Below are 20819 nucleotides of genomic sequence, written 5' to 3'. Positions count from 1 at the left end.
ATGGCAGGTTCAGTCGCCGTAGCCGTCAGGGTTCGCGCTTTGCCAGGCCCAGGTGCTGGCGGCCATGTCGTCCAGCGTATGCGTGGCCTGCCATCCCAGTTCGGCCTGCGCACGCGACGCATCCGCCTGCATTTTCGCGATATCGCCCAGACGACGCGGGGCGATGGACGTGGGGATCGCCTGCCCAGAGGCGCGGCGAAAGGCGGTCACCATCTGCATCACGCTGTAGGGCTGACCGGTGCCGATGTTGAACGCGCGTGCACCCGTGTGCCCGGCCGCATAGTCGAGTGCCGCGACATGAGCGCGGGCCAGATCGACCACATGGATATAATCGCGTTCCCCCGTGCCGTCGGCCGTGTCGTAATCATCGCCAAAGATCTGCAACTGATCGCGCTTGCCCACGGCAACCTGTGCGATGAACGGCATCAGGTTGTTGGGATAATCGGCCGGGTCCTCGCCCATCCGGGCCGAAGCATGGGCCCCCACGGGGTTGAAATATCGCAGCAACACGGCGCTGGCCTGACTGTTGGCCGCTGCCCAGTCGGTCAGCACGTGTTCCGCCATCAGTTTTGTGCGGCCATAGACCGACATCGGGTTGGTTGGGTGCGCCTCGTCGTAGGGCAGGTATTCGGGTTCGCCATAGACTGTGGCAGAACTGGAAAAGATGATGCGCCGCACACCGTGCCGGTCCATCGCATGCAGCAGGGCCAATGTGCCCGCCACGTTCACGTCGTAGTAGTCGACGGGTTTGCGCCCGCTTTCGCCCACGGCCTTGAGACCCGCGAAATGAATCACCGCCTCGGGCGCGAAATCAGTCATCACAGCATCAAGTGCGGATGCATCACGGATATCGCCGGTGACGCAGGACACCTTACCGTTGGTCAGGCTGCGCACCCGGTCAAGGACAACGGGTTTCGCGTTCGTGAAATTGTCCAGCACGCAGACCTCGTGCGTCTGCCCCAGCAGTTCGATCAATGTATGGCTACCGATGTAGCCTGCCCCGCCGGTGACCAATACGCGCATCATGACCCCTCGTGTCGTATGAAGCGTGGTTTAGGCGGTCACAGGCCGCAGTTCAATCGCGCGGTTCGGGGTGTGCCACCGGGCCGCCGGCGGCGGTCCAGCCGCCGAACCCTTCGGTGATGTGGGACGCAACGAACCCCATGTCCTGCAAGGTCGCAACCGTCAGCGCCGACCGCCAACCCGAGGCGCAGTAGAAAACGAACCGTTTGTCCTGCCCAAAGATATCCTTGTGATACGGGCTGGCCGGATCGACCCAGAATTCAGCCATGCCACGCGGACAGTGGAAACTACCGGGGACATAGCCGTTCCTGCGTTCGCGCACATCGCGCAAGTCGACGAACACCACGTCAGGGTCGTCGGTCAGGGTCAGGGCCTCGGTCGCCGGGATCTGCGTGATCCGCGCGCGGGCGGCGGCAACCATGTCTGCGACGGGCGTAATGGCCATGTCAGCCCCCTATGGAATGATGTCGTGGCGACGGGCGTAGGCGGCACAGCCCAGCAGGATCAGCGCCACCATCAGCGTGAACAGCATCGTGGCCAGCCGTTCCGGCCCCATGACGGCGAACAGGCCGTAGGCGGCATTGCCCGCGATCATCACGCACAGCGCCACGACGGACAGCGCAAACCGGACCACCCCGCCCTGCGCGCGTTGCAGCACGCGGATGCAGCCGATCACACCGAACAGGACACCCAGCGCAAAGGCCGCCTCGACCCAGCGTGGCTGGTTCGCCATCAGCGCAGCCTGTGCAGCGGTCATGCCCTGCGACACATAATCATCGGCGGTGCGACCCATGCCGCCCAGAAACTGGATCACGCCAAACACGTTCCACAGCAATCCCAGCATGATCGTCACGCTGAACCACAGCGGTGCCTTTTTCCGTTCCGTCATCATCATCCCTCGTTTTGCAACGTTGTGCTTTCTCGCGCGGTGCCATGCAAGGCAAAGCGTGCGGCGGGCCTTGCGTGGATTTGTGATTGCGCTACCACCGCCCTGACACCACGTTTCATCGGAGGCCTACATGAGCACGCGAGAATGGTGGCGCGACGCCGTCATCTACCAGATCTATCCCCGGTCCTATCAGGACAGCACAGGTGACGGCGTGGGCGACCTGCCCGGCATCACCCGCCGCCTGCCGCATATCGCCTTGCTCGGCGTGGATTGCATCTGGCTATCGCCGATCTTTACCTCGCCGATGGCCGACATGGGCTATGACGTGTCGAACTATACCGACATCGATCCGCTGTTCGGCACGCTGGACGATTTTGACGAGATGCTGAAAACCGCCCATGATCTGGGGCTGAAGGTGATCGTGGATCAGGTGCTGTCGCATACCTCTGACCAGCACCCGTGGTTCATCGAATCGCGCAAGGATCGCGACAACCCAAAGGCCGACTGGTACGTCTGGGCCGACCCGCTGGAGGACGGTAGCCCGCCCACCAACTGGCACAGCCATTTTGGCGGACCCGCGTGGGAATACGACGCAACCCGGCGGCAATATTACCAGCACAATTTCCTGACCAGCCAACCGGACCTGAATTTCAACAACCCCGATGTGCAGGATGCCATTCTGGACACCTGCAAATTCTGGCTGGATCGCGGGTTGGACGGGTTCCGTCTGGATACCGTCAACTACTACGTTCACGACGCGCAACTGAGATCCAATCCCCCTGCCCCGCGCCCCGAGGGGATGATCGTCATGTCATCCGACCTGTTTGGCATGCAGGACAACATCTATAACAAGAACCGCCCCGAAAACGTGTTGTTCATCGAACGGCTGCGGGCGCTGACCGATCAGTATGACGAGATCATGATGGTGGGCGAAGTGGGCGACCACGGCCAGCGCAGCATCGACCTGATGGCCGATTACACCAAGGGCAACGGCCGGCTGCACATGGCCTACAGCTTTGCCATGCTGTCGGATGAATTCACGCCTGCGCATTTCCGCAACTGCATCGAAAGCTTTCAGGCGGGCGCGCCGGATGGTCATCCCGAATGGTCATTCTCGAACCACGACGTCGTGCGCCATGTGTCGCGCTGGTCGAAATACGCGGTGTCAGAGGATGCGATGGCCCGTCTGTCGGCCGCGATGCTGTTCAGCTTTGAAGGGACCATCGGTATCTATCAGGGCGAAGAACTCGGCCAGTTGGAAACCGTCATGGAATACCATGAACTGACCGACGCGCAGGCGATCCGCTATTGGCCGGGGATCAAGGGTCGCGACGGCTGCCGCACGCCCATGGTCTGGGAGTCGGATGCCCCCAACGCCGGGTTTACCGATGGCACACCCTGGTTGCCGATCAAGGCACCACAGGCGGCGCATGCGGTCGACCTGCAAGAGGCCGCAAACGACAGTGTGCTGCATTTCTACCGTGACATCATCGCGTTCCGCCGGGAACATCCCTGCATGACGCGCGGCAAGACGACGTTCCTCGACCTGCCCGATCCCGTGTTGGGCCTGCGGCGCAGCGTGGACGGTCGGCATCTGACCTGCCTGTTCAACCTCCGCGCCGATGCGGTGACATTGCAGGTCGCGGGTGCTGCCGGCATCACAGGCCCGCATCATGCAACGCTGGCAGACGGCACGCTGACGCTGCCTGGCAGCGGCTTGGTCTACCTCGATCACACGGACGACGTGACGATCAGCGCATAGCGGGTCGGCGGGCGGGGCGTCTTTCGCGTCAGCGAAACAGCGGCGTCCCGCCGTCAGCCTGCGGCGGCGCGAATGGCCTGCATGTTCGCGCCGTAAACCTCCGGCTTGTCGACCGATCCGCCCTTGAACACGGCAGAGCCTGCGACCAGCACATCGGCGCCAGCCGCCCGCACCAACGGAGCGGTCACGGGATCAACACCACCGTCAATCTCGATGTGCACCGCGCGGTCGCCGATCATGGCGCGCAGCTTGGCCACCTTGGCCGTCATGTCGATAAACTTCTGCCCACCGAAACCGGGGTTCACCGTCATCACGCAGATCAGATCGGCCATATCCAGCAGATCGGCCACGGCCTCGGCCGGGGTGCCGGGGTTCAGGGCCACGCCCGCCTTCATCCCCGCCGCGTGGATCGCCTGAAGCGTGCGGTGAATATGCGGTCCGGCCTCGATATGCGCCGTCAGGATATCGGCCCCCGCATCGGCGTAGGCGTCGATGTAGGCATCCACCGGCGAGATCATCAGATGCACGTCCATCACCGTTTTCACATGCGGACGGAACGCCTTGACCGCAGGCGGGCCAAAAGTGAGATTCGGCACGAAATGGCCATCCATGACGTCGACATGCACCCAATCGGCGCCCTGCGCCTCGATCGCGCGGATTTCCGCACCGAAATTGGCAAAATCCGCCGACAGGATCGAAGGGGCGATTTTCAGGCTGCGATCAAAACTCATGGGGCGCTCCGGCGTTGTTTGGCCTGCTGTATCGGCAAATGCCCGCCTCGTCACCTCCCTGACGCTGCGTCGACGCCTTTTGACCATTCGGTCAAACCTTGCGCCGCAGGCCCGCCCGTGCCACGGTTTCGCAAACATTTGACGAGGCCGCCCGTGACCCTGCAAGACACCACCACAGCGCACCTGCCGCAGGTGCATCTGCCCCGCAATCCCGGAATGCCGCTGGACATGGACTGGGTGATGCGCGCTCAGGCGAATACCTCCGCAATCGAGCGGCGCGCCGCCAGCCTGCCGGGCCGTCGCAGCGTGAAAAAGGATTATCAAGCCGCTTGGCTGTGCAAGGCTGTCAGCCTGATCGACCTCACGACACTCGCGGGTGACGATACAGACGCCCGCGTGCGCCGCCTGTGCGCCAAGGCCCGCCAGCCGGTGTCCGCCCCGCTGCTGGATGCGCTGGGGATGACCGGCCTGACTACGGGGGCGGTTTGCGTCTATCACGACATGGTGCCGGTGGCTGTCAATGCTTTGGCCGGGTCCGGTATCCCGGTTGCCGCCGTGTCCACCGGATTTCCGGCGGGTCTGTCGCCGTTCCACCTGCGGCTGGCCGAAATCGGCGAAAGCGTCGCCGCCGGTGCGCAGGAAATCGACATCGTCATCAGCCGCCGCCATGTGCTGACCGGAAACTGGCAGGCGCTTTACGATGAAATGGCGCAGATGCGCGCCGCCTGCGGCGCGGCCCACGTCAAGGCGATCTTGGCCACGGGCGAGCTGGGCACACTGCGCAACGTCGCCCGCGCCTCGCTGGTGTGCATGATGGCAGGTGCCGATTTCATCAAGACCTCCACCGGCAAGGAAGGCGTCAACGCCACCCTGCCCGTGACCCTCACCATGATCCGCGCGATCCGCGACTATCATGCGGCGACAGGGATTTGCGTCGGCTACAAACCCGCCGGCGGCATTTCCAAGGCCAAGGACGCGCTGGTCTATCTGTCCATGATCAAGGACGAGCTGGGCGACCGCTGGCTGCAACCCGATCTGTTCCGCTTTGGCGCATCGTCCCTGCTGGGCGATATCGAACGGCAATTGGAACATCACGTCAGCGGCAGCTACTCTGCCGGATGGCGTCACGCGATGGCATGACCGTCGTATTTTGAGTATTTTTGGCAAGATGATGACAGGGGTTCAGCGATGACCGTCAAGGAGATCTTTGAGACGATGGAGTACGGCCCTGCCCCCGAGAGCGCCAAGGAAGCCTACGCCTGGCTGGCTGAAAAGGGTGATTTCGGTCACTTTATCGGCGGGGCCTGGACGGCACCGGGCGATCTGTTCGCGACGGTGAACCCTGCAACCGGTCAGACGCTGGCACAGGTCTCGCAGGCCACACAGGCGGATGTCGATGCCGCCGTCAAGGCCGCGCGCAAGGCGCAAACCGCATGGGCCAAGGATGGTGCGGCCCGCGCGCGGGTGCTCTATGCGCTGGCGCGGCTGTTGCAGAAACATGCGCGGCTCTTTGCGGTGCTGGAAACGCTGGACAACGGCAAGCCGATCCGCGAGGCGCGCGATATCGACGTCACATTGGCACAACGCCATTTCTATCACCACGCGGGCTACGCCCAGTTGATGGGGACCGAGATGCCGGACCGCGCAGCCCTGGGCGTTTGCGGTCAGGTGATCCCGTGGAATTTCCCGCTGCTGATGCTGGCCTGGAAAATCGCGCCGGCGCTGGCGATGGGCAACACGGTTGTCCTGAAACCAGCCGAATGGACGCCGCTGACGGCCCTGCTGTTTGCGGATATCTGCGGTCAGGCCGGCGTGCCGGCAGGCGTCGTGAACATCGTGACGGGCGACGGTGCCGTGGGCGAGATGATCGTGACGGCCGACGTGGACAAGGTCGCGTTCACCGGGTCCACCGCCGTGGGTCGCCGCATCCGCGAGGCCACCGCCGGTACCGGCAAGGCGCTGTCGCTCGAGCTGGGTGGCAAGGGCCCCTACATCGTGTGCGACGACGCCGACATCGACAGCGCGGTGGAAGGTCTGGTCGATGCCATCTGGTTCAATCAGGGCCAGGTCTGCTGTGCTGGGTCGCGCCTGTTGGTCCAGGAGGGCATCGCGGATGTGTTCCACGCCAAGCTGCGCGCCCGCATGGACAGCCTGCGCATCGGCGATCCGCTGGATAAATGCATCGACATCGGTGCCATGGTGCATCCTGACCAACTGGCCCGCGTGCGCGACATGGTTGCGGCGAATACCGATGGCGAGGTCTACCAGACTGCCGTACCAGCCGGCTGCTATTACCCGCCGACACTTATCAGCGGCCTGGCCCCGGCATCACCGCTGATGCAACAGGAAATCTTTGGCCCCGTACTGGTGTCGACCACGTTCCGGACACCGGCTGAGGCGGTCGAGATCGCGAACAACACCGCCTACGGTCTTGCCGCGTCGGTCTGGTCGGAGAACGTGAACCTCGCGCTCGACCTCGCACCAAAACTGGTCGCGGGGATCGTCTGGATCAACGGCACCAACATGATGGATGCCGCAGCCCCTTTTGGCGGGGTCCGCGAAAGCGGTTTTGGCCGCGAAGGCGGCTGGGAGGGGCTGGGCGGCTATACCAGACCCGCTAATGCGACCAAATCGCCAGCGGCTGTCGCAGCCTACACCGGTGACGGCACAGCAGAGGGTCTGGACCGCACGGCCAAGCTGTACATCGGTGGCAAACAGGCGCGACCTGACGGCGGCTATTCCCGTGCGGTCTACGGCCCCAAGGGCAAGCTGCTGGGACATGCGAGCCTGTCGAACCGCAAGGACCTGCGCAATGCGGTCGAGGCGATGAATGCTGCCAGCGGCTGGTCGCGGACCACGGGCCATCTGCGCGCGCAGATTCTGTATTACATCGGCGAAAACCTGTCAGCCCGCGCGGATGAATTCGCCAACCGCATCAAGGATATGACCGGCAAGGACGGCAAGGCAGAGGTCGCGGCCTCTATCGACCGATTGTTCAGCGCTGCCGCCTGGGCCGACAAATACGATGGCCAGGTCAAAGGCGTCCCGCTACGCGGCGTGGCACTGGCGATGAAGGAACCTGTAGGCAAGATCGGCATCCTGTGCCCGGATGCGCAGCCTTTGCTTGGCTTGGTCAGCCTGATGGCCCCGGCGATTGCGATGGGGAACCGCGTGGCACTGGCTGCGTCAGAGGCGTTTCCTCTGATTGCCACCGATTTCTACCAGGTGCTGGATACTTCAGACGTGCCAGCCGGCGTGGTGAATATCCTGACCGGTGCCCATGCCGATCTGGCAGAACCCATGGCGCGGCACCTTGATCTGGACGCGGTCTGGGGCCTGTCCGGCCACGCGCAGATGATCGAGGCGGCCAGCGCGGGTAATCTCAAACGCACCTGGACCGGGCCGTTCGATCCGTTGCAGGATCACACGCGCGACATCCTGAACCATGCAACAGAGGTCAAAACGATCTGGGTGCCCTACGGGGCCTGAGGCCCAGACTTCTTCTGGTCGTAAATATCCCGGGGTCTGGGGCAGCGCCCCAGTCCTGCCCTCACTGACGGTCCTTGGATTTCCAGCTGTCCAGCCAGCGGCGCAATCCGCTGCGGCGTTGAGCCAACCCTGCGCGGGCCTCGTCGAACTGGTGTTCTGCCGCATCGATTGACGGATCGATCATCCTTTCGCGGAATTGCCGCCACATGCCGCGCACAACAAAAAAGGCGACAAAGAGAAAGCTGAAGAAAAAGATATTGAACCACGGCACGATGCCGGGGTTCGGGCCATCAACCGGCGTGATCCGCACCGCGTTGGGATAGATCGACAGCCAACGGTTACGCCAACCATAATGCGTGATGCTGTACCAGCCATCTGCACGGGCGGCCGCCGATGCCTCGGCCTGCAGATCGGCGCTGTCGAACTTGAAATAGGGTGGCCAGATCCAGCCGGTGTCCTCGTTGCGGTAGACCATGACCTCGGTCCGGTCGGTCGGAATGAACCCCAGCAGATAGGTGCGCACCTTGGTCGTGTTGATCAGACGCAGGTCGCGGGTGGCCTGTTCGACACCGCCATTGTCAGCCTGGGCATAGAATATCCGGTTCAGATTGCTGAAATCCGTGCGGATCACCTCGGTCGAGGTGATCTGGACGGTGTCATGCTGCGGCAGCACGTAATGCAGGAAACCGCCCAATATCAGAATGGGCAACAGACGCAGAAAGAAGAATATCGCGCGCATGACGCCCCCTTAGTTGTTGTTCACCACATAGATGATCACCGACACGACAACAATCGGCACGACATAGACGCCCAGCAGCAGCTTGGGCCGCAGGCCCTTGCGATAGGTTGCCATTCCTGCGGCGACATAGGCCTCGCGGGTCTGACCCGGCACCGGGTTGGCGTCATAGTCGTCTTCCAGCCGTTCGCGTCGCAGCGACGCGGAATACAGCGACAGTGACCAATACACGACCGTCAGGCCGACAAGTGCAAAAACAAGCAGTCTGACAAAGGCCATTTGGTCCTCACTATCCCCATGGGCCACGGCGGGCGGGCAGCGGCGGCGGCCCCGACCGGCGTGACGTGTCACCGAACAACTGGTCGCGCACCTGCGCCTTGTTCCCCAGATAATCACGTTCGAGCATGTTTGCCACGTAGTCGCGCATCGGGTCCGGCCAGCCCGCGTAGGCTGCGTAAAACGCACGTTTATGACAGATGAACAACTGGCGGGCATCCAGCGGCGACAGTTCGGCCAGCATCATGTTCACCAGATCCGCCTGCGGGCCGGGACGGGCGCGCATCACATAGAAATAAGCCGGATCGTCGGAAGTGATGCGCGGCCAGGGCCCGCCATCGGCCGCCCAGCGCAAGAGTGCGGCCAGCCCGTACCACGCCTGCGGCAAGGCCTGTGCGTGACGCCGCGCCAGGGCATGCATGTCGCGGCTGGTCACCACATCCAGCGCCTCGCCCGCCATGGCCGCGGTATGGGCCGTGATCTGGTCCATCTTGTGCCGCAGGATCGCAACGGTCCGCGCGCTGCGGTCCTGCGCCACAGGCACCGCCAGATCGTTTTCGGACAGGAACTGTGCAATCGCCGCCCGGTCGTTGAAATCCAGCTGACTGAGGATCGGCAGATCGCCCAGCGCCTGATCGGGGTCAACGGCGATCGCGGCAGGATGGGTCACGTCCCGAAACACATAAAGCCCGCCGAAATGTGCAGTCCAGAAATCAGAAGCAACGTATTCGTTCTGGGTCAGGCGCAGCGGATGCCGCGACACGTCCCCGGTCTTTTGCGCCAGATCGATCATCTGCGCGATCAATACGTCATCATACCAGCCGTCGGGACGCGTCGTGAACGCGTCGATCAGCGCCCCCAGCGCCTGTGCGTTGGCGATCGTTCCAGCGGTGGTGTCGGCGGTGATCCGTATGCGACGGATATCGAACAGCTGTGCCGCGGCCTCGGCCTTATAGACGGAATTCAGCAATTCACCCGCCACAGCGTCCTGAGCGGTCAGCGTGTACAGCGTCGCGTGATTGTCGGTGATGAACTGCCGCAAAATCTGCCTGCTGATCGAAAAGGTCGCATCCAGCAGCGGCGCGCGCGCCTGATCGGTGGTCAACAGGATGAACTGACGGTTCAGCCCCCGCGGATTGAGGTAGCGTGGGTCGCCCAGCTCTTCGCCGATTTCGGGACTGAACCCGGATATATCGATATGGAACCGATCCAGCGCAGTTGTCCGCCCTGTCAGTGCCGCCAGCGCGCGGTTGTAGCGCGCCACCAGCACCGGACTGTCAACCGCGACGAGGTTGCCGAACATCAACCCCCGCGCAATCAAGCGATGCATGCCGACACCCCTACCAAACCACATCCACCCAGGTCCGCGGCAAACCCGCCAATGACAGCACCATGATCGGCCCCCAGATCAATGCGGTCGACATGGCCAGCTTGCCAAAAAAGACGACATTGCCCAAGATGCCAAGGTCGAGGATACGGTCGAACGGTATCCCGCTGATCACATAGAGCGCCATGAAATAGCCCCCCGTGATCACGCACAGGATCACCGACGACAGCGCGCCGTTCAGGACCAGTGGCCTGATGCCCTCGGGCAAGAGCATCGACAACAGTTTCGGTACCAGCCATGCCAGCAGCGCCAGCACCATCGCAGGCAGCAGCAGGCTGTCGATCATGCGGCACCGCCTGCCGCGAATCGGCGGCGTGCCTCGGCCATGCGTTCCATCTCGCGCACGGCGGTGTCGATGGCCACGGCGTCGGATTTGTCGGCATATCGGAATTCGCTGTCGGCGTAGCGGTTGATTTCCTGCAACACCGTTTCCGGCGTGATCGGTTTGCGCAACTCCGAGATCATCCCCATTTTCGTGTCATAGTCCTGAAACAGGAACAGCTCGGGGTCCTCCATCCAGTCGTCGGGCAGCTCAAAATCCATCGCGCGCACCTTGACCGCATCGGTGATGTTCTTGATCGCGCGACCGGTGAAACGGGCGTCGGCCTCCTGGATCGCCTTGAGGTAGGTGCCGAGTTTCGCAATCGTGTCCAGCGGACCGATCCGGTCCTGTACGCGGTCGAACACGTTTTCCAAGGTCGCGTCCTTGGGCCGCGCATGGCTGGCATAGCTGGCGGCGACGGCGCGCTGTATCGCCTGCGCGGCATATAGGTCATGGTCGCCCAGGGGAATATCATGTTTTTTCCCCAGCAGCAGATGCAGGATGTCGATGTAATCGTGCTGCGTTTGCGGCCCATCTACCAGAAACCGCGCACCCGCCCGCTGGCGTAGCGCGTCGTCGACGTTTTCAGGAAAATTCGAAAACAGCCCGAACGTGCAGTTGCCGCGCACCACGGTGCCCGCACCGGCAAAGGCATCCATCAGCACGGCGGTGATTTCCAGCTGCCCCGCGCTGGACTGGCGGTCACCGCGTTTGCCCGCCAGTTGGTCGATATCGTCGATGGTGCCGAACCCGATGACATTGGGGTCGAGGATGTTGTCCACGAAGGCCTTGGCATTCTGGCCCGATTTGCCCTGATAGCTGTCGATATTCTCGGTCGACAGGTTCTGGTAGCGGAACGCATAACCTGCCGTTTCGCAATAGCCTGCAATCAGTCCCGCCATCATCTGGATCAGCGTGGTTTTCCCCGTGCCCGGCGCACCGTCCCCCATAAAGGTAAAGATGAAACCGCCCAATTCGGCAAAGGGATTGAGCCGCCGGTCAAAGTCATAGGCCATCAGCATCTTGGCCAGCCGCATGGCCTGCGCCTTAGCGATGTGATTGCCGATGACCTCGTGGGGTTTCTTGAACGCCATCGTCAGCGGGGTGCTGCGCCGTGCACGGGCGGGGGTGAAACCGCGCAGGGCGAAATCATCGGCCGCCACGTGCCACGATGCCTGACGAAACGCCTCCAGCCCGGCGGCGCTGCCCGCACGGGCGGTTACCTGATCCTGCAGCGCATCGGCAAAGGCCAGAACCGTCGCCACCAGCGTCGCGTCTGACGTGGCTAGCGACGCGATATCGCGGTCCAGCTCCCACAGCACCCCGTTCACGGCGAGGGGCGCGTTGTCGGTCAAAATCTCGTCGATCTGCGACAGATCCACCGTTTCGCCGCCTGCGCGATCGGCCAGCAGGTGTGCGGTGGCTGACCCAAATACGAAAAGCACGGCCAGCGCCTCTGCCTCCAGCGCTTGGGCGAATGAGACGCGGCGGTCGGCGGACAGGGTTCCGTTCAGATTTGCGGCCTTGAGTGCGGTTAGCCCGGTGCGGTCGGCCAGTTGGTCGCCCACAGCCATGGCAATCGCCAGCGCGCGCCGCAGCGCCTGCAGCACCTGCGCCTGCACCGGCGTGGTCAGTGCGTCGTCACCGACCGCCCCGATCCGGTCCTGCAAAGACACCGCCCCCGCAGGTGCGGTACGGCGCGTGACCAGACCTGGCGTCGTGGACCGGAACGCCCGCCGCGTGCCAATGCCCGCCGACCGTTCCGGTGCAGTCGCAGGACCCGCCTGCGCCAGACGCGGCGCGTGATCGAACCCGTCCAGCAACGCAAGTGCTGCGCCGTATTGCGCGCGGATATCGCTTTCGCGCAACTCCACCTGATCGCTGGTCTGGCTCATGTCATGTCCATCATCTTGCCAAAAATACTCCCGCCGGAGGCATCCGCACTCACCGTCTGCGCACCACCCGGCCATCGTCAGAGACCACGTATTTCACCACGTCCGCGAACCCCACAGGTCGTGCGTCGGCCAGGGCCTGGTAGGGTCGCGCGGGCAGGATCAGGCTGCGTTCCATCCGGCTTGCACCCCGGTCCAGCGCCGCGCCGGCAAAGGGGTCCTGGGCAAATATCTGTCGCTCCACCGTGCCGAACCAGCCGGATTTCACGCTCTCTACCCGGTCGGTCACCAGTTCCTCTTCGGTCCAGACCAGCGCCCAGTCGTCACCTTCGGGGCTGTTGGCCACCGCCAGCACATCGCGCAGGGGCCCCGATTGACGGGTAAAGGCGTGCGAATACATCGGCCCGATATGGAACCGGCGCAGGCGGACGGGATGCAGGTCATCGAAATCCTGATCGAATCCGGTCGCAATGGTCAGCAGTTTCAAACCCGTCAGGGATTGCGCCATCAGATGCGCGCGGGCCTGCGGCCAGCGGCGGTCGTCCTTGGGCAGGGCTGTGCGGCCACTGTCCTCTACATCCATCAGATAGATGACGGGCAGATTGACCTCGCTGTCATAGACGGCCCAATGGACCAGAAATCGGCGCCGCCCATTGCTGGCGGTGGCGACATAGACGGATTGCGGATCGTTGCGCGGCAAAAACAGCCGCCCCTTGGCGAGTTCTTCCAGATAAAGCCGCCGCGCGAGGGTGAATTGCAGGTCCGTCGGGATGGCCAGATCGCCGGTAATCTGGCGCACCATCGCGCCCTTGAGGTCTGCCACGGATGGCATGTCCGCAAGGTCGGCTGCCGCGCGTGCCGCATCGGCGGCCATGTCCATCAGTTCCGCATGGACGGGAAAACCGCTCTCGATACGGTCGATGGTCAGCTGACCTGCGTGGGGCACACGGCCTGCCATGTGATAACGGTGCGACAACGCCGTAAAGCTGTAGTTCAGCCCCGCAAGGTAGCTGACGATGGCGCAGATCTCTGCGCGATCCAGCCCGCCTTCGGCCTGCAAGGTTGCGGCGACACGGGTCAGATGCCGCGTGATGCGGTGAAACTTGGCGAAATAGCGCCGGGTGACGCGCGTGTCCTCCAGCTTGAAATGGTCCAGTGGTGCCGTGATCGCCGACATGCCGCCCTAGACGTCCTGCGGCCCGTAACGGTTGGAATCGTGTTTTTCCGCAATCCGGGCAAAGCGGCGCATGAACCGCTCATCGGCCTTGGCCTTTTGTTCCAGAATGTCGCGGGCAAAGACCATGTGATCGCCGTGTGCCTCCAGCATGTCGGCCATCCGGTTGTTGGTTGCGGCCCCGATGGCGGCCATGGCGGTCTGCGCCTCTTGGTCGGTTTTCACGCCGATCTCGTTGATTCGGTGCGCCACGTCCTGTTGCTGCGCGGTTTTCAGCGATTTGGACAAAGCGTCATACAGCACGACCCGCTGGCGGGTGTCGGTTTCCAGTTTGTTGATCAGCACCATCTGGGTCGCCGCCTGGTTTTGCAGGCTGTCGATCCAGGTTTTGCCCTTTTCGATGTAGCGTTCCAGCGTCTGCGATTTGGCCAGCTGGACCTGCTCGGCCTGCACGAGTTCGTTATAGCGGGTGTTCAGCTGGGCCAGTTCGCTTTCCAGTTTGGTGCGGGCCTGCGTGTCCTGTTCGACCGCAATCTTGTTTTCAAGCGTGATGATCGCGGGATCCATGCCTGCGATTTCCGCGCGGACCGATTCCAGTTCGGCCACGGTCGCCTCGCGCTCTGTCAGCGTACCTTGCAGGTTCCCGTCCACCTTGGTTTTCTGGTCCTCCAACATGGTCAGCTGCCCCTTGAGCAGCCGCGTGATGACGTCGGATTTGGAAATCAAGTCCTGCAGCTTGTCATCGATAGACGCCTGACGGATGCGTTCCTCGCGCATCGAATCAGCCTTGCCGCGCGAGAAAATGCCGATCAGTTTTTCCGTGGTGGTTTTCGTACGCATCTCGTCGAAATCGCGACTGAACCCGGCGGTCACATCGTCCAGCCCCATGATCAGTTCCGCGATATTGGCGTTCATCAGGTCGGTCTGGGCGTGAACGTCGTCCAGCGTGGCGTTTTCCAGATCAATCGCCACGTCACTGCCCAGATCGGCACGCGCGCGTTCGATGCGTGCGGTCATTTCGGCAATCTGCGATTGCGCGGCCGCGACTTGCGCCTGACTGTCCTGGATTTGCTGATCGAAACTCGCCATGCCCTTGTCCCCTGCCTGTGTGCGCCGAAGGGACACCAAGCCCCACCAGTCGGGCATAAGTTAGGCAAAGCATGGGCGCGGACCAAGTGTGCCGCACGGGTCACGCCGTCTTTGTCAGGCGGCGTGACCGAAGGGTCGCAATCAGAAGTTGCTGGCGAGTTCATCCCGCATCGGTTCGCGGTCAGAGGACACGGCCTCTGGTCCCAGCAGTTCGTCCGCACTGATGATCTTGGGCGGCAGTTCCACGCCCCGGTTGAAATACTCGGGGTCGACACGCAAGGATTCCGCCTCGGACCGGATATTGATGGTCATCGGTGTCGTCACGTTGTTGTACAGGTGGATGATGTCCTGGTTGAACATGCGGATACAGCCGGCGGAACCGGAATTGCCGATGCTTTCCAGATCGTTGGTGCCGTGCACACGGTAAAAGGTGTCGCGCCCGTTCCGGTAGATATACAGGGCGCGCGCGCCCAGCGGGCTGCGCAGGCCGCCGGGGATGCCACCGCGGAAATCGCTGTACACCTCGGGTTCGGTGCGGATCATGTTTGCGGTGGGTGTCCAGCCCGGCCAGGCCTTTTTCAGCTGAATCGTGGCCAGCCCGGACAGGGTGCGGCCCTGACGGCCGACGCCCACGGGGTAACGCGTGGCGGTGCCGTCCATTTTCACATGATACAGGAATTTTGCGTAGGGATCGACGTCGATGGACCCGCGCGGTGCCTCGCCGGTATAGACGCCTTCCATCCGGCGGTTGATGCCTTGGGTGTATTCGATGGGAATCGCCGGCAGGTCGTAACCCGCATCGCGCAGGGGGGGGTATTCCGGCAGGAATTGCGGTGCGGTAGGCACCGGCATTTCGGGAACGCGCGGGGCACAGGCCGCCGCGGTCGATGCCAGCAGCATGGACCCAAAGGCACGACGAGACAGGGACGAATATGCGCTCATTTTCCAAATCACCAATTTTTAGCTTCTGATCTCTTTAACATCACAATCGGGATAGGCAAATCGCCAAGCCGCCGGGTTTCAATTCCTCACACGTCGTTTACCCGGTGGCTTGCCTTGGATGCGCCTGCGCGGCACTGTCAGGCCATGCAACGCGATTTTTGCCCAAAAAACATGCAACGGTGGATCAGATGACGCTGTCCGGCCTGTTCAATCGACTGCTGCGATACCTGGCCCGCCGCGGGTTGCGGGACGCAACCAGGCTGATCCCGTCAGAGAGCACGCGGATCGCGCAACCGACCCGCCCTGCCCCTCCACCGCAAGGTCAGATGCGTTTGCATCTGTTCGGAGCGAATTTCGACAGTCAGGCAGCGGCAGAGGCGTTTTGCCTGTCGCCGCCGGGCACGGAACTGCCCAGCGCCCTGACCCAGCAACTGTCGGGTGCCTTTGTCGACGACGCACAGGTCGAGGCGGTGCACGACGACATCCCCAACCGATTGGCGGAATTTCTGGACCCCGAAGGCGTGGACGACGTACTGTTGCGGCTGGCGGGGGACAATACGCTGATCATCCTGACCGAACTGGCGTTCGGCGGACTGCCATACACCCTGGATGACACGACCGACCTCACCTACCTCGGCGATATCACGGTGGCGGTCTGACGGTGCGCAACCTGCTGACCGATGTGCCCGGGCTGCGGGTCGGACATGCACAGGACGACCGGATCATGTCGGGTGTAACGGTCGTGACCGCCGCCGCACCCTTTGTCTGCGGCGTGCATGTCATGGGCGGTGCCCCCGGCACCCGCGAGACTGATTTGCTGGCCCCTGACAAACTGGTCGAACGCGTTGACGCGCTGGTGCTGTCGGGTGGGTCGGCGCTGGGGCTGGATGCGGCATCGGGGGTTGCCAATGCATTGCGCGCGGCGGGGCGCGGGTTCGACGTGGGCGGCCAGCGGGTGCCCATCGTGCCGGCAGCGATCCTGTTCGATCTGTTGAACGGCGGGGACAAGGGGTGGGAGGTCAACCCCTATGCAGCACTGGGCTTGCGGGCGTTGGAATCCGCAGGCGATGGTGCCGGGCTGGGCAGCGTCGGCGCGGGGGCCGGTGCGACCACGGCCACGCTGAAAGGCGGGCTGGGTCAGGCGTCTGTCCGGCTGGATGACGGCACGACCGTAGCGGCGCTGGTCGCGGTCAACGCCCTGGGATCAGCCACGGTGGGCGAGACCGCGCATTTCTGGGCCGCCCCGTGGGAAGTCAACGCAGAATTCGGAGGCCACGGACCTGCCTTGACCTATCCGCAGGGCTACCCCGCGGTAAAAGGGGCCAGCCGCAACACCACGCTTGGGATCATCGCAACCGACGCGGCCCTGACGCAGGCGCAATGCACCCGGCTGGCAACGGCCGCGCATGACGGGTTCGCCCGTGCATTGGTCCCCAGCCATACGCCGATGGACGGCGACCTGATCTTTGCGCTGTCGCAGGGTGACAGGCCCGCAACCGATGCGGCTCTATTGGGTCATGCGGCCGCGACGGTGATGGCACGCGCCATTGCGCGCGGCATCTATCATGCCACACCTGACCCCCGCGACAGCCTGCCGACCTACGGCCAGCGCCACGGAACATAACCGCCCGATGGGGCGCACCGGATCAGCGCGACGTGCAGAGTTCCGGTTTCCCCCGCCGACCGCGCGCTCTATATGCATGACAACCGAAACGCGCGTCCGAAAGGAACGACCATGCTTGACCAGACCACCGACCTTGCGTCCCAGCTGAAACGCCCCGACCTGTTGTGCCAAAAGGCCTATGTGGCGGGTGAATGGGTCGATGCCGCATCCGGCAAGACCATCGACGTGGTAAACCCCGCCCGCGGCGACGTGATCGCGACCGTCCCGGACCTGAGCCGGGCCGAAGTTGCGACCGCCATCGCGGCGGCCGACAGCGCACGGCACGCCTGGGCGAGACGCACCGGCAAGGACCGCGCAGGCGTGATGCGCAAATGGTATGACCTGATGATGGCCAACCAAGAGGACCTGGCGATCATCATGACCGCCGAACAGGGCAAACCCCTGACCGAATCCCGTGGCGAGGTCGCCTATGGCGCCGGTTTCGTGGAATGGTTTGGCGAAGAGGCAAAGCGCGTCTATGGCGAAACCATCCCTGCACATCAGGAAAACGCGCGCATCACAGTGATCAAACAGCCGATCGGTGTGGCGGCAGCGATCACGCCCTGGAATTTCCCCAACGCGATGATCGCGCGCAAGGTTGCCCCGGCGCTGGCCGTCGGTTGCGGCTTTGTCGTGCGCCCCGCGTCGCTGACACCGCTGTCGGCGCTGGCGATGGGCAAACTGGCCGAAGAGGCAGGCATCCCCAAGGGGCTGTTCAGCGTCGTGACATCCGACGACAGCTCTGGCGTGGGCAAGGAATTCTGCGAAAACCACGCGGTGCGCAAACTGACCTTTACCGGATCGACCGAGGTGGGTCGCATCCTGCTGAAACAGGCCGCCGATCAGGTCATGAAATGCTCGATGGAACTGGGCGGCAACGCGCCGTTCATCGTGTTTGACGACGCCGATATCGACGAAGCGGTCAAAGGGGCCATCGCCTGCAAGTTCCGCAACAATGGTCAGACCTGCGTCTGTGCGAACCGCATCTACGTGCAAAAGGGCGTCTATGATGAATTTGCCAGCAAACTGCGGGACGCGGTCGCGGCAATGAAGGTCGGCGACGGCCTGAAGGACGGGACCGATCTGGGCCCGCTGATCGAACCCAAGGCCATCGACAAGGTCCGCGAGCACATGAAGGACGCGGTCGAAAAGGGCGGCAAGGTGATCCTGGGCGGTGAGCCGCACGCATTGGGTGGCCAGTTTTTCCAACCCACCATCGTCACCGGGGCCACGCAGGACATGAAGGTCGCCACCGAGGAAACCTTCGGTCCCTTTGCACCGCTGTTCGCCTTCGAGGACGAGGACGAGGTCATCGCCATGGCGAACGACACGATCTTTGGTCTGGCCAGCTATTTCTACGCCAAGGATCTGAGCCGCGTGATCAAGGTCCAGGAGGCGCTGGAATACGGCATCGTCGGCGTGAATACGGGCATCATCAGCACCGAAGTCGCGCCCTTTGGCGGGGTCAAGCAATCGGGTCTGGGCCGCGAAGGCAGCCATCACGGCATCGAGGACTACCTCGAGATGAAATACATCTGCACGGCCATCTGACGCATGGGTCGAAAGCGGCGCATCGCCGCTTTCGACCTTGCCGGATTGCATGCGACCTTGGGGTCAAATAAAGCTGCCGGGATGGGTACGCTGACCCGGTGGACAGGAATTCAGACAATGCAGGCACCGCTGCACCCGGACGAAGATCAACGCCTGAGCGCGCTTGACGCCTACGACATGATCGAGACGCCGACGGAATCCGATTTCGACGATATCGTCGATCTCGCGTCGCGTATCTGTGAAACACCGGTTTCCCTGATGTCCCTGCTGGACAAGGACCGTCAGTGGTTCAAGGCCAGCGTCGGCACCGACACCGACAGTACCCCCCGTCAAAACGCGATTTGTGGCCACACGATCCTGCAGGACGACCTGCTGGAGATCGAGGACACGCTGAACGATCCGCGCACGTGGGACAATCAGCTGATCGTCGAAGAGCACGGGATGCGGTTTTACGCAGGCGTGCAGTTGCGCACACCGCAGGGCCTGCCGATCGGCACGCTGTGCGTTCTGGATGACAAGCCGCGCAAGCTGACAGAATTCCAACGCACCGCCCTGCGCACCCTTGCCAATCAGGTCATGTCGCAGCTGGAATTGCGCCGCACCCTGCGCAATCAGGAAATCCTGCGCGGAGAGATGGACCACAGGGTCAAGAATTCGTTGCAGACCGTGCAGTCGCTTATCCGGATCTACGCCAGCAAGGTGTCTGACCCCGTCGCAACCGAAGCCTTTGCCGCCGTGGACCGGCGTCTGACCGCCGTGGTGGCCCTGCACCGCGAGTTGCACCAGTCCAGCGCCGTGACACGTGTCCGGATGCAGCCGTTCCTGTCCGGAATCCTTGCACATCTGTCGCAGACCTGCCCGGAAAACGTGCGCGTCTCATCAAAGATCGCCGATTTCGAGTTGTCCTCGGCCGAGGCGACGGCGGTCGCCGTGGTGCTGTCCGAATGTGTCGCCAATGCGATCAAACACGCCTTTCCGGACAATCGCGCGGGCGAAATCAGCATTTCGTTCCAGTACGAACCGGATGGGTCTGTCCGGCTGTCCTGTGCCGACAATGGCGTGGGCAAGACCGACACCCCGTCCGAGGTTGCGGCGATGACCAGCCTGGGTCAGCGGATCATGGATGCATCGGCCCAGCAGATCGCGGCCACGCTGGACCGCGAAGCGCAGAATGACGGTTACCGCGTGACGATGACGTTTACCCCGGTCGCGACAGGCCGTCCGGCCTGAAAACCAGCCGAGGTCCGGGAACGCAGGACCTGTGCAGATCAATCCAGACCCACAAGCTCCGCCGCCGGCATGAAGCCAAAGAAGACCCCGCCGGAGCGGACACCGAACCAGTCCGCGCCGTCATGCAAGCTGACCTCGCCCATATCCACAAGGCGGTAGAAACTCTTGCGGTCGATGAGCGCCTCGAGGTTGCGACGGATCAGCACATAGGGTGACGGCTCGCCAGTCTGCGGGTCGCGCGCCATGCGGATCGGATGGTCGGGGCCGGCCACCGCACGGTCACCGACGTTTGTGGTAAACACCAGATCGTCGCCCTGCCGGTCCACATCGATCGCGACGAATGGCGCATCCTCGACCGTGATCCCGACCTTTTCCACCGGAGTCACAAGGAAATAGGCGTCACCCTCGCGTTTCAGGATCGTTGAAAACAGGCGCACCAGCCGGGTTCTGCCGATCGGCGTGCCCTCGTAGAACCAGGTCCCGTCACGGGCGATCCGCATGTCGATATCACCGCAGAAATCAGGATTCCATTTATCGACCGGCGGCAAACCGCCTGCTTTTTGCGCCTTGTTCGCGGCCTCTGCCAGACCTTCGGGGCTGGGGGTCACGTTCTTTTGTGGACCGGACTCGTTTGTCATTGGGGTCTTCCGCGATAAGTGCTGT

Annotated in this window: 20 protein-coding genes; 7 read left to right on the top strand and 13 right to left on the bottom strand. The window is 63.0% G+C overall.

Annotated features, from left to right (window positions below; all coding sequences use genetic code 11):
* Nucleotides 1–9 precede the first annotated feature (9 nt).
* The 3 genes from galE to BMX27_RS10800 are packed head-to-tail and all read right to left on the bottom strand — an operon-like array spanning nucleotide 10 to nucleotide 1912.
* On the bottom strand, nucleotides 10–1023 hold the full coding sequence (gene galE, locus BMX27_RS10810; RefSeq protein ID WP_090160012.1) for a UDP-glucose 4-epimerase GalE: 1014 nt from the start codon (nucleotides 1021–1023) through the stop codon (nucleotides 10–12).
* Between the two features lie 52 nt (nucleotides 1024–1075).
* Complete coding sequence (locus BMX27_RS10805; RefSeq protein WP_090159841.1) at nucleotides 1076–1468, bottom strand: rhodanese-like domain-containing protein; 393 nt, start codon at nucleotides 1466–1468, stop codon at nucleotides 1076–1078.
* Between the two features lie 9 nt (nucleotides 1469–1477).
* Nucleotides 1478–1912: a hypothetical protein gene (locus BMX27_RS10800; protein ID WP_143056811.1), complete on the bottom strand. Its 435-nt coding sequence runs from the start codon at nucleotides 1910–1912 to the stop codon at nucleotides 1478–1480.
* 130 nt (nucleotides 1913–2042) lie between these two features.
* On the opposite strand from BMX27_RS10800, the gene BMX27_RS10795 reads away from it, so the two are divergent.
* Entirely contained in the window at nucleotides 2043–3674 is a 1632-nt protein-coding gene (locus BMX27_RS10795; protein ID WP_090159839.1) for an alpha-amylase family glycosyl hydrolase, read from the top strand.
* A gap of 53 nt (nucleotides 3675–3727) precedes the next feature.
* Here BMX27_RS10795 and rpe read toward each other — a convergent pair whose 3' ends face one another.
* Nucleotides 3728–4405, bottom strand: coding sequence for a ribulose-phosphate 3-epimerase (rpe, locus tag BMX27_RS10790; RefSeq protein ID WP_090159838.1), 678 nt, complete (start codon nucleotides 4403–4405; stop codon nucleotides 3728–3730).
* Between the two features lie 216 nt (nucleotides 4406–4621).
* Between rpe and deoC the strand changes: the two genes are divergently transcribed.
* Both deoC and BMX27_RS10780 read left to right on the top strand, forming a co-directional pair.
* Complete coding sequence (gene deoC, locus BMX27_RS10785) at nucleotides 4622–5545, top strand: deoxyribose-phosphate aldolase (protein ID WP_090160011.1); 924 nt, start codon at nucleotides 4622–4624, stop codon at nucleotides 5543–5545.
* Between the two features lie 48 nt (nucleotides 5546–5593).
* The gene (locus tag BMX27_RS10780) at nucleotides 5594–7894 is read left to right on the top strand and encodes an aldehyde dehydrogenase family protein (RefSeq protein WP_090159837.1); all 2301 of its coding nucleotides are present in this window, start codon (nucleotides 5594–5596) and stop codon (nucleotides 7892–7894) included.
* Between the two features lie 61 nt (nucleotides 7895–7955).
* On the opposite strand, the gene BMX27_RS10775 is transcribed toward BMX27_RS10780, so the two are convergent.
* The 8 genes from BMX27_RS10775 to BMX27_RS10740 all read right to left on the bottom strand — a co-directional run bounded on the left by BMX27_RS10775 (nucleotide 7956) and on the right by BMX27_RS10740 (nucleotide 15712).
* Entirely contained in the window at nucleotides 7956–8633 is a 678-nt protein-coding gene (locus BMX27_RS10775) for a DUF1523 family protein (RefSeq protein ID WP_090159836.1), read from the bottom strand.
* A gap of 9 nt (nucleotides 8634–8642) precedes the next feature.
* Entirely contained in the window at nucleotides 8643–8909 is a 267-nt protein-coding gene (locus tag BMX27_RS10770; RefSeq protein ID WP_090159835.1) for a hypothetical protein, read from the bottom strand.
* A gap of 10 nt (nucleotides 8910–8919) precedes the next feature.
* Nucleotides 8920–10236 carry a DUF6638 family protein gene (locus BMX27_RS10765; RefSeq protein WP_090159834.1) on the bottom strand — a complete coding sequence of 439 codons (1317 nt, stop codon included), beginning with the start codon at nucleotides 10234–10236 and terminating at the stop codon, nucleotides 8920–8922.
* Nucleotides 10237–10246: 10 nt separating this feature from the next.
* The gene (locus BMX27_RS10760; protein ID WP_090159833.1) at nucleotides 10247–10579 is read right to left on the bottom strand and encodes a hypothetical protein; all 333 of its coding nucleotides are present in this window, start codon (nucleotides 10577–10579) and stop codon (nucleotides 10247–10249) included.
* Nucleotides 10576–12510, bottom strand: coding sequence for an ATP-binding protein (locus BMX27_RS10755; protein ID WP_090159832.1), 1935 nt, complete (start codon nucleotides 12508–12510; stop codon nucleotides 10576–10578). The genes BMX27_RS10760 and BMX27_RS10755 overlap by 4 nt, the downstream gene beginning before the upstream one ends.
* A gap of 49 nt (nucleotides 12511–12559) precedes the next feature.
* Nucleotides 12560–13684, bottom strand: coding sequence for a hypothetical protein (locus BMX27_RS10750; protein ID WP_090159831.1), 1125 nt, complete (start codon nucleotides 13682–13684; stop codon nucleotides 12560–12562).
* 6 nt (nucleotides 13685–13690) lie between these two features.
* Nucleotides 13691–14770 carry a GumC domain-containing protein gene (locus BMX27_RS10745; protein WP_090159830.1) on the bottom strand — a complete coding sequence of 360 codons (1080 nt, stop codon included), beginning with the start codon at nucleotides 14768–14770 and terminating at the stop codon, nucleotides 13691–13693.
* 141 nt (nucleotides 14771–14911) lie between these two features.
* A complete protein-coding gene (locus tag BMX27_RS10740; protein WP_090159829.1) occupies nucleotides 14912–15712 on the bottom strand; it encodes a L,D-transpeptidase in 801 nt (266 codons plus the stop codon).
* Between the two features lie 188 nt (nucleotides 15713–15900).
* Between BMX27_RS10740 and BMX27_RS10735 the strand changes: the two genes are divergently transcribed.
* From BMX27_RS10735 to BMX27_RS10720, 4 genes are all read left to right on the top strand, one after another.
* Nucleotides 15901–16371 carry a hypothetical protein gene (locus BMX27_RS10735; RefSeq protein ID WP_143056810.1) on the top strand — a complete coding sequence of 157 codons (471 nt, stop codon included), beginning with the start codon at nucleotides 15901–15903 and terminating at the stop codon, nucleotides 16369–16371.
* A 2-nt stretch (nucleotides 16372–16373) separates the two neighbouring features.
* Nucleotides 16374–17336 carry a P1 family peptidase gene (locus BMX27_RS10730; protein ID WP_256212474.1) on the top strand — a complete coding sequence of 321 codons (963 nt, stop codon included), beginning with the start codon at nucleotides 16374–16376 and terminating at the stop codon, nucleotides 17334–17336.
* Nucleotides 17337–17447: 111 nt separating this feature from the next.
* Nucleotides 17448–18926, top strand: a complete 1479-nt coding sequence (locus BMX27_RS10725; protein WP_090159826.1) for an NAD-dependent succinate-semialdehyde dehydrogenase — start codon at nucleotides 17448–17450, stop codon at nucleotides 18924–18926.
* Between the two features lie 117 nt (nucleotides 18927–19043).
* A complete protein-coding gene (locus tag BMX27_RS10720; RefSeq protein ID WP_177172706.1) occupies nucleotides 19044–20156 on the top strand; it encodes a sensor histidine kinase in 1113 nt (370 codons plus the stop codon).
* Between the two features lie 38 nt (nucleotides 20157–20194).
* Here BMX27_RS10720 and BMX27_RS10715 read toward each other — a convergent pair whose 3' ends face one another.
* Nucleotides 20195–20794: a DUF1285 domain-containing protein gene (locus BMX27_RS10715; protein ID WP_090159824.1), complete on the bottom strand. Its 600-nt coding sequence runs from the start codon at nucleotides 20792–20794 to the stop codon at nucleotides 20195–20197.
* Nucleotides 20795–20819 lie beyond the last annotated feature (25 nt).

The sequence above is a fragment of the Loktanella sp. DSM 29012 genome, assembly GCF_900110705.1.
Lineage (GTDB): Bacteria > Pseudomonadota > Alphaproteobacteria > Rhodobacterales > Rhodobacteraceae > Loktanella > Loktanella gaetbuli.
Note: the sequence above shows the minus strand (reverse complement) of the source record. Positions and strands in the feature narration are given on the sequence as shown.

Excerpts from the sequence above, each read along its gene's own strand:
- galE (WP_090160012.1), bottom strand. The coding sequence starts at position 1,023 with ATGCGCGTATTGGTCACCGGCGGGGCAGGCTACATCGGTAGCCATACA.
- BMX27_RS10805 (WP_090159841.1), bottom strand. The coding sequence starts at position 1,468 with ATGGCCATTACGCCCGTCGCAGACATGGTTGCCGCCGCCCGCGCGCGG.
- BMX27_RS10800 (WP_143056811.1), bottom strand. The coding sequence starts at position 1,912 with ATGACGGAACGGAAAAAGGCACCGCTGTGGTTCAGCGTGACGATCATG.
- BMX27_RS10795 (WP_090159839.1), top strand. The coding sequence starts at position 2,043 with ATGAGCACGCGAGAATGGTGGCGCGACGCCGTCATCTACCAGATCTAT.
- rpe (WP_090159838.1), bottom strand. The coding sequence starts at position 4,405 with ATGAGTTTTGATCGCAGCCTGAAAATCGCCCCTTCGATCCTGTCGGCG.
- deoC (WP_090160011.1), top strand. The coding sequence starts at position 4,622 with ATGCCGCTGGACATGGACTGGGTGATGCGCGCTCAGGCGAATACCTCC.
- BMX27_RS10780 (WP_090159837.1), top strand. The coding sequence starts at position 5,594 with ATGACCGTCAAGGAGATCTTTGAGACGATGGAGTACGGCCCTGCCCCC.
- BMX27_RS10775 (WP_090159836.1), bottom strand. The coding sequence starts at position 8,633 with ATGCGCGCGATATTCTTCTTTCTGCGTCTGTTGCCCATTCTGATATTG.
- BMX27_RS10770 (WP_090159835.1), bottom strand. The coding sequence starts at position 8,909 with ATGGCCTTTGTCAGACTGCTTGTTTTTGCACTTGTCGGCCTGACGGTC.
- BMX27_RS10765 (WP_090159834.1), bottom strand. The coding sequence starts at position 10,236 with ATGCATCGCTTGATTGCGCGGGGGTTGATGTTCGGCAACCTCGTCGCG.
- BMX27_RS10760 (WP_090159833.1), bottom strand. The coding sequence starts at position 10,579 with ATGATCGACAGCCTGCTGCTGCCTGCGATGGTGCTGGCGCTGCTGGCA.
- BMX27_RS10755 (WP_090159832.1), bottom strand. The coding sequence starts at position 12,510 with ATGAGCCAGACCAGCGATCAGGTGGAGTTGCGCGAAAGCGATATCCGC.
- BMX27_RS10750 (WP_090159831.1), bottom strand. The coding sequence starts at position 13,684 with ATGTCGGCGATCACGGCACCACTGGACCATTTCAAGCTGGAGGACACG.
- BMX27_RS10745 (WP_090159830.1), bottom strand. The coding sequence starts at position 14,770 with ATGGCGAGTTTCGATCAGCAAATCCAGGACAGTCAGGCGCAAGTCGCG.
- BMX27_RS10740 (WP_090159829.1), bottom strand. The coding sequence starts at position 15,712 with ATGAGCGCATATTCGTCCCTGTCTCGTCGTGCCTTTGGGTCCATGCTG.
- BMX27_RS10735 (WP_143056810.1), top strand. The coding sequence starts at position 15,901 with ATGACGCTGTCCGGCCTGTTCAATCGACTGCTGCGATACCTGGCCCGC.
- BMX27_RS10725 (WP_090159826.1), top strand. The coding sequence starts at position 17,448 with ATGCTTGACCAGACCACCGACCTTGCGTCCCAGCTGAAACGCCCCGAC.
- BMX27_RS10720 (WP_177172706.1), top strand. The coding sequence starts at position 19,044 with ATGCAGGCACCGCTGCACCCGGACGAAGATCAACGCCTGAGCGCGCTT.
- BMX27_RS10715 (WP_090159824.1), bottom strand. The coding sequence starts at position 20,794 with ATGACAAACGAGTCCGGTCCACAAAAGAACGTGACCCCCAGCCCCGAA.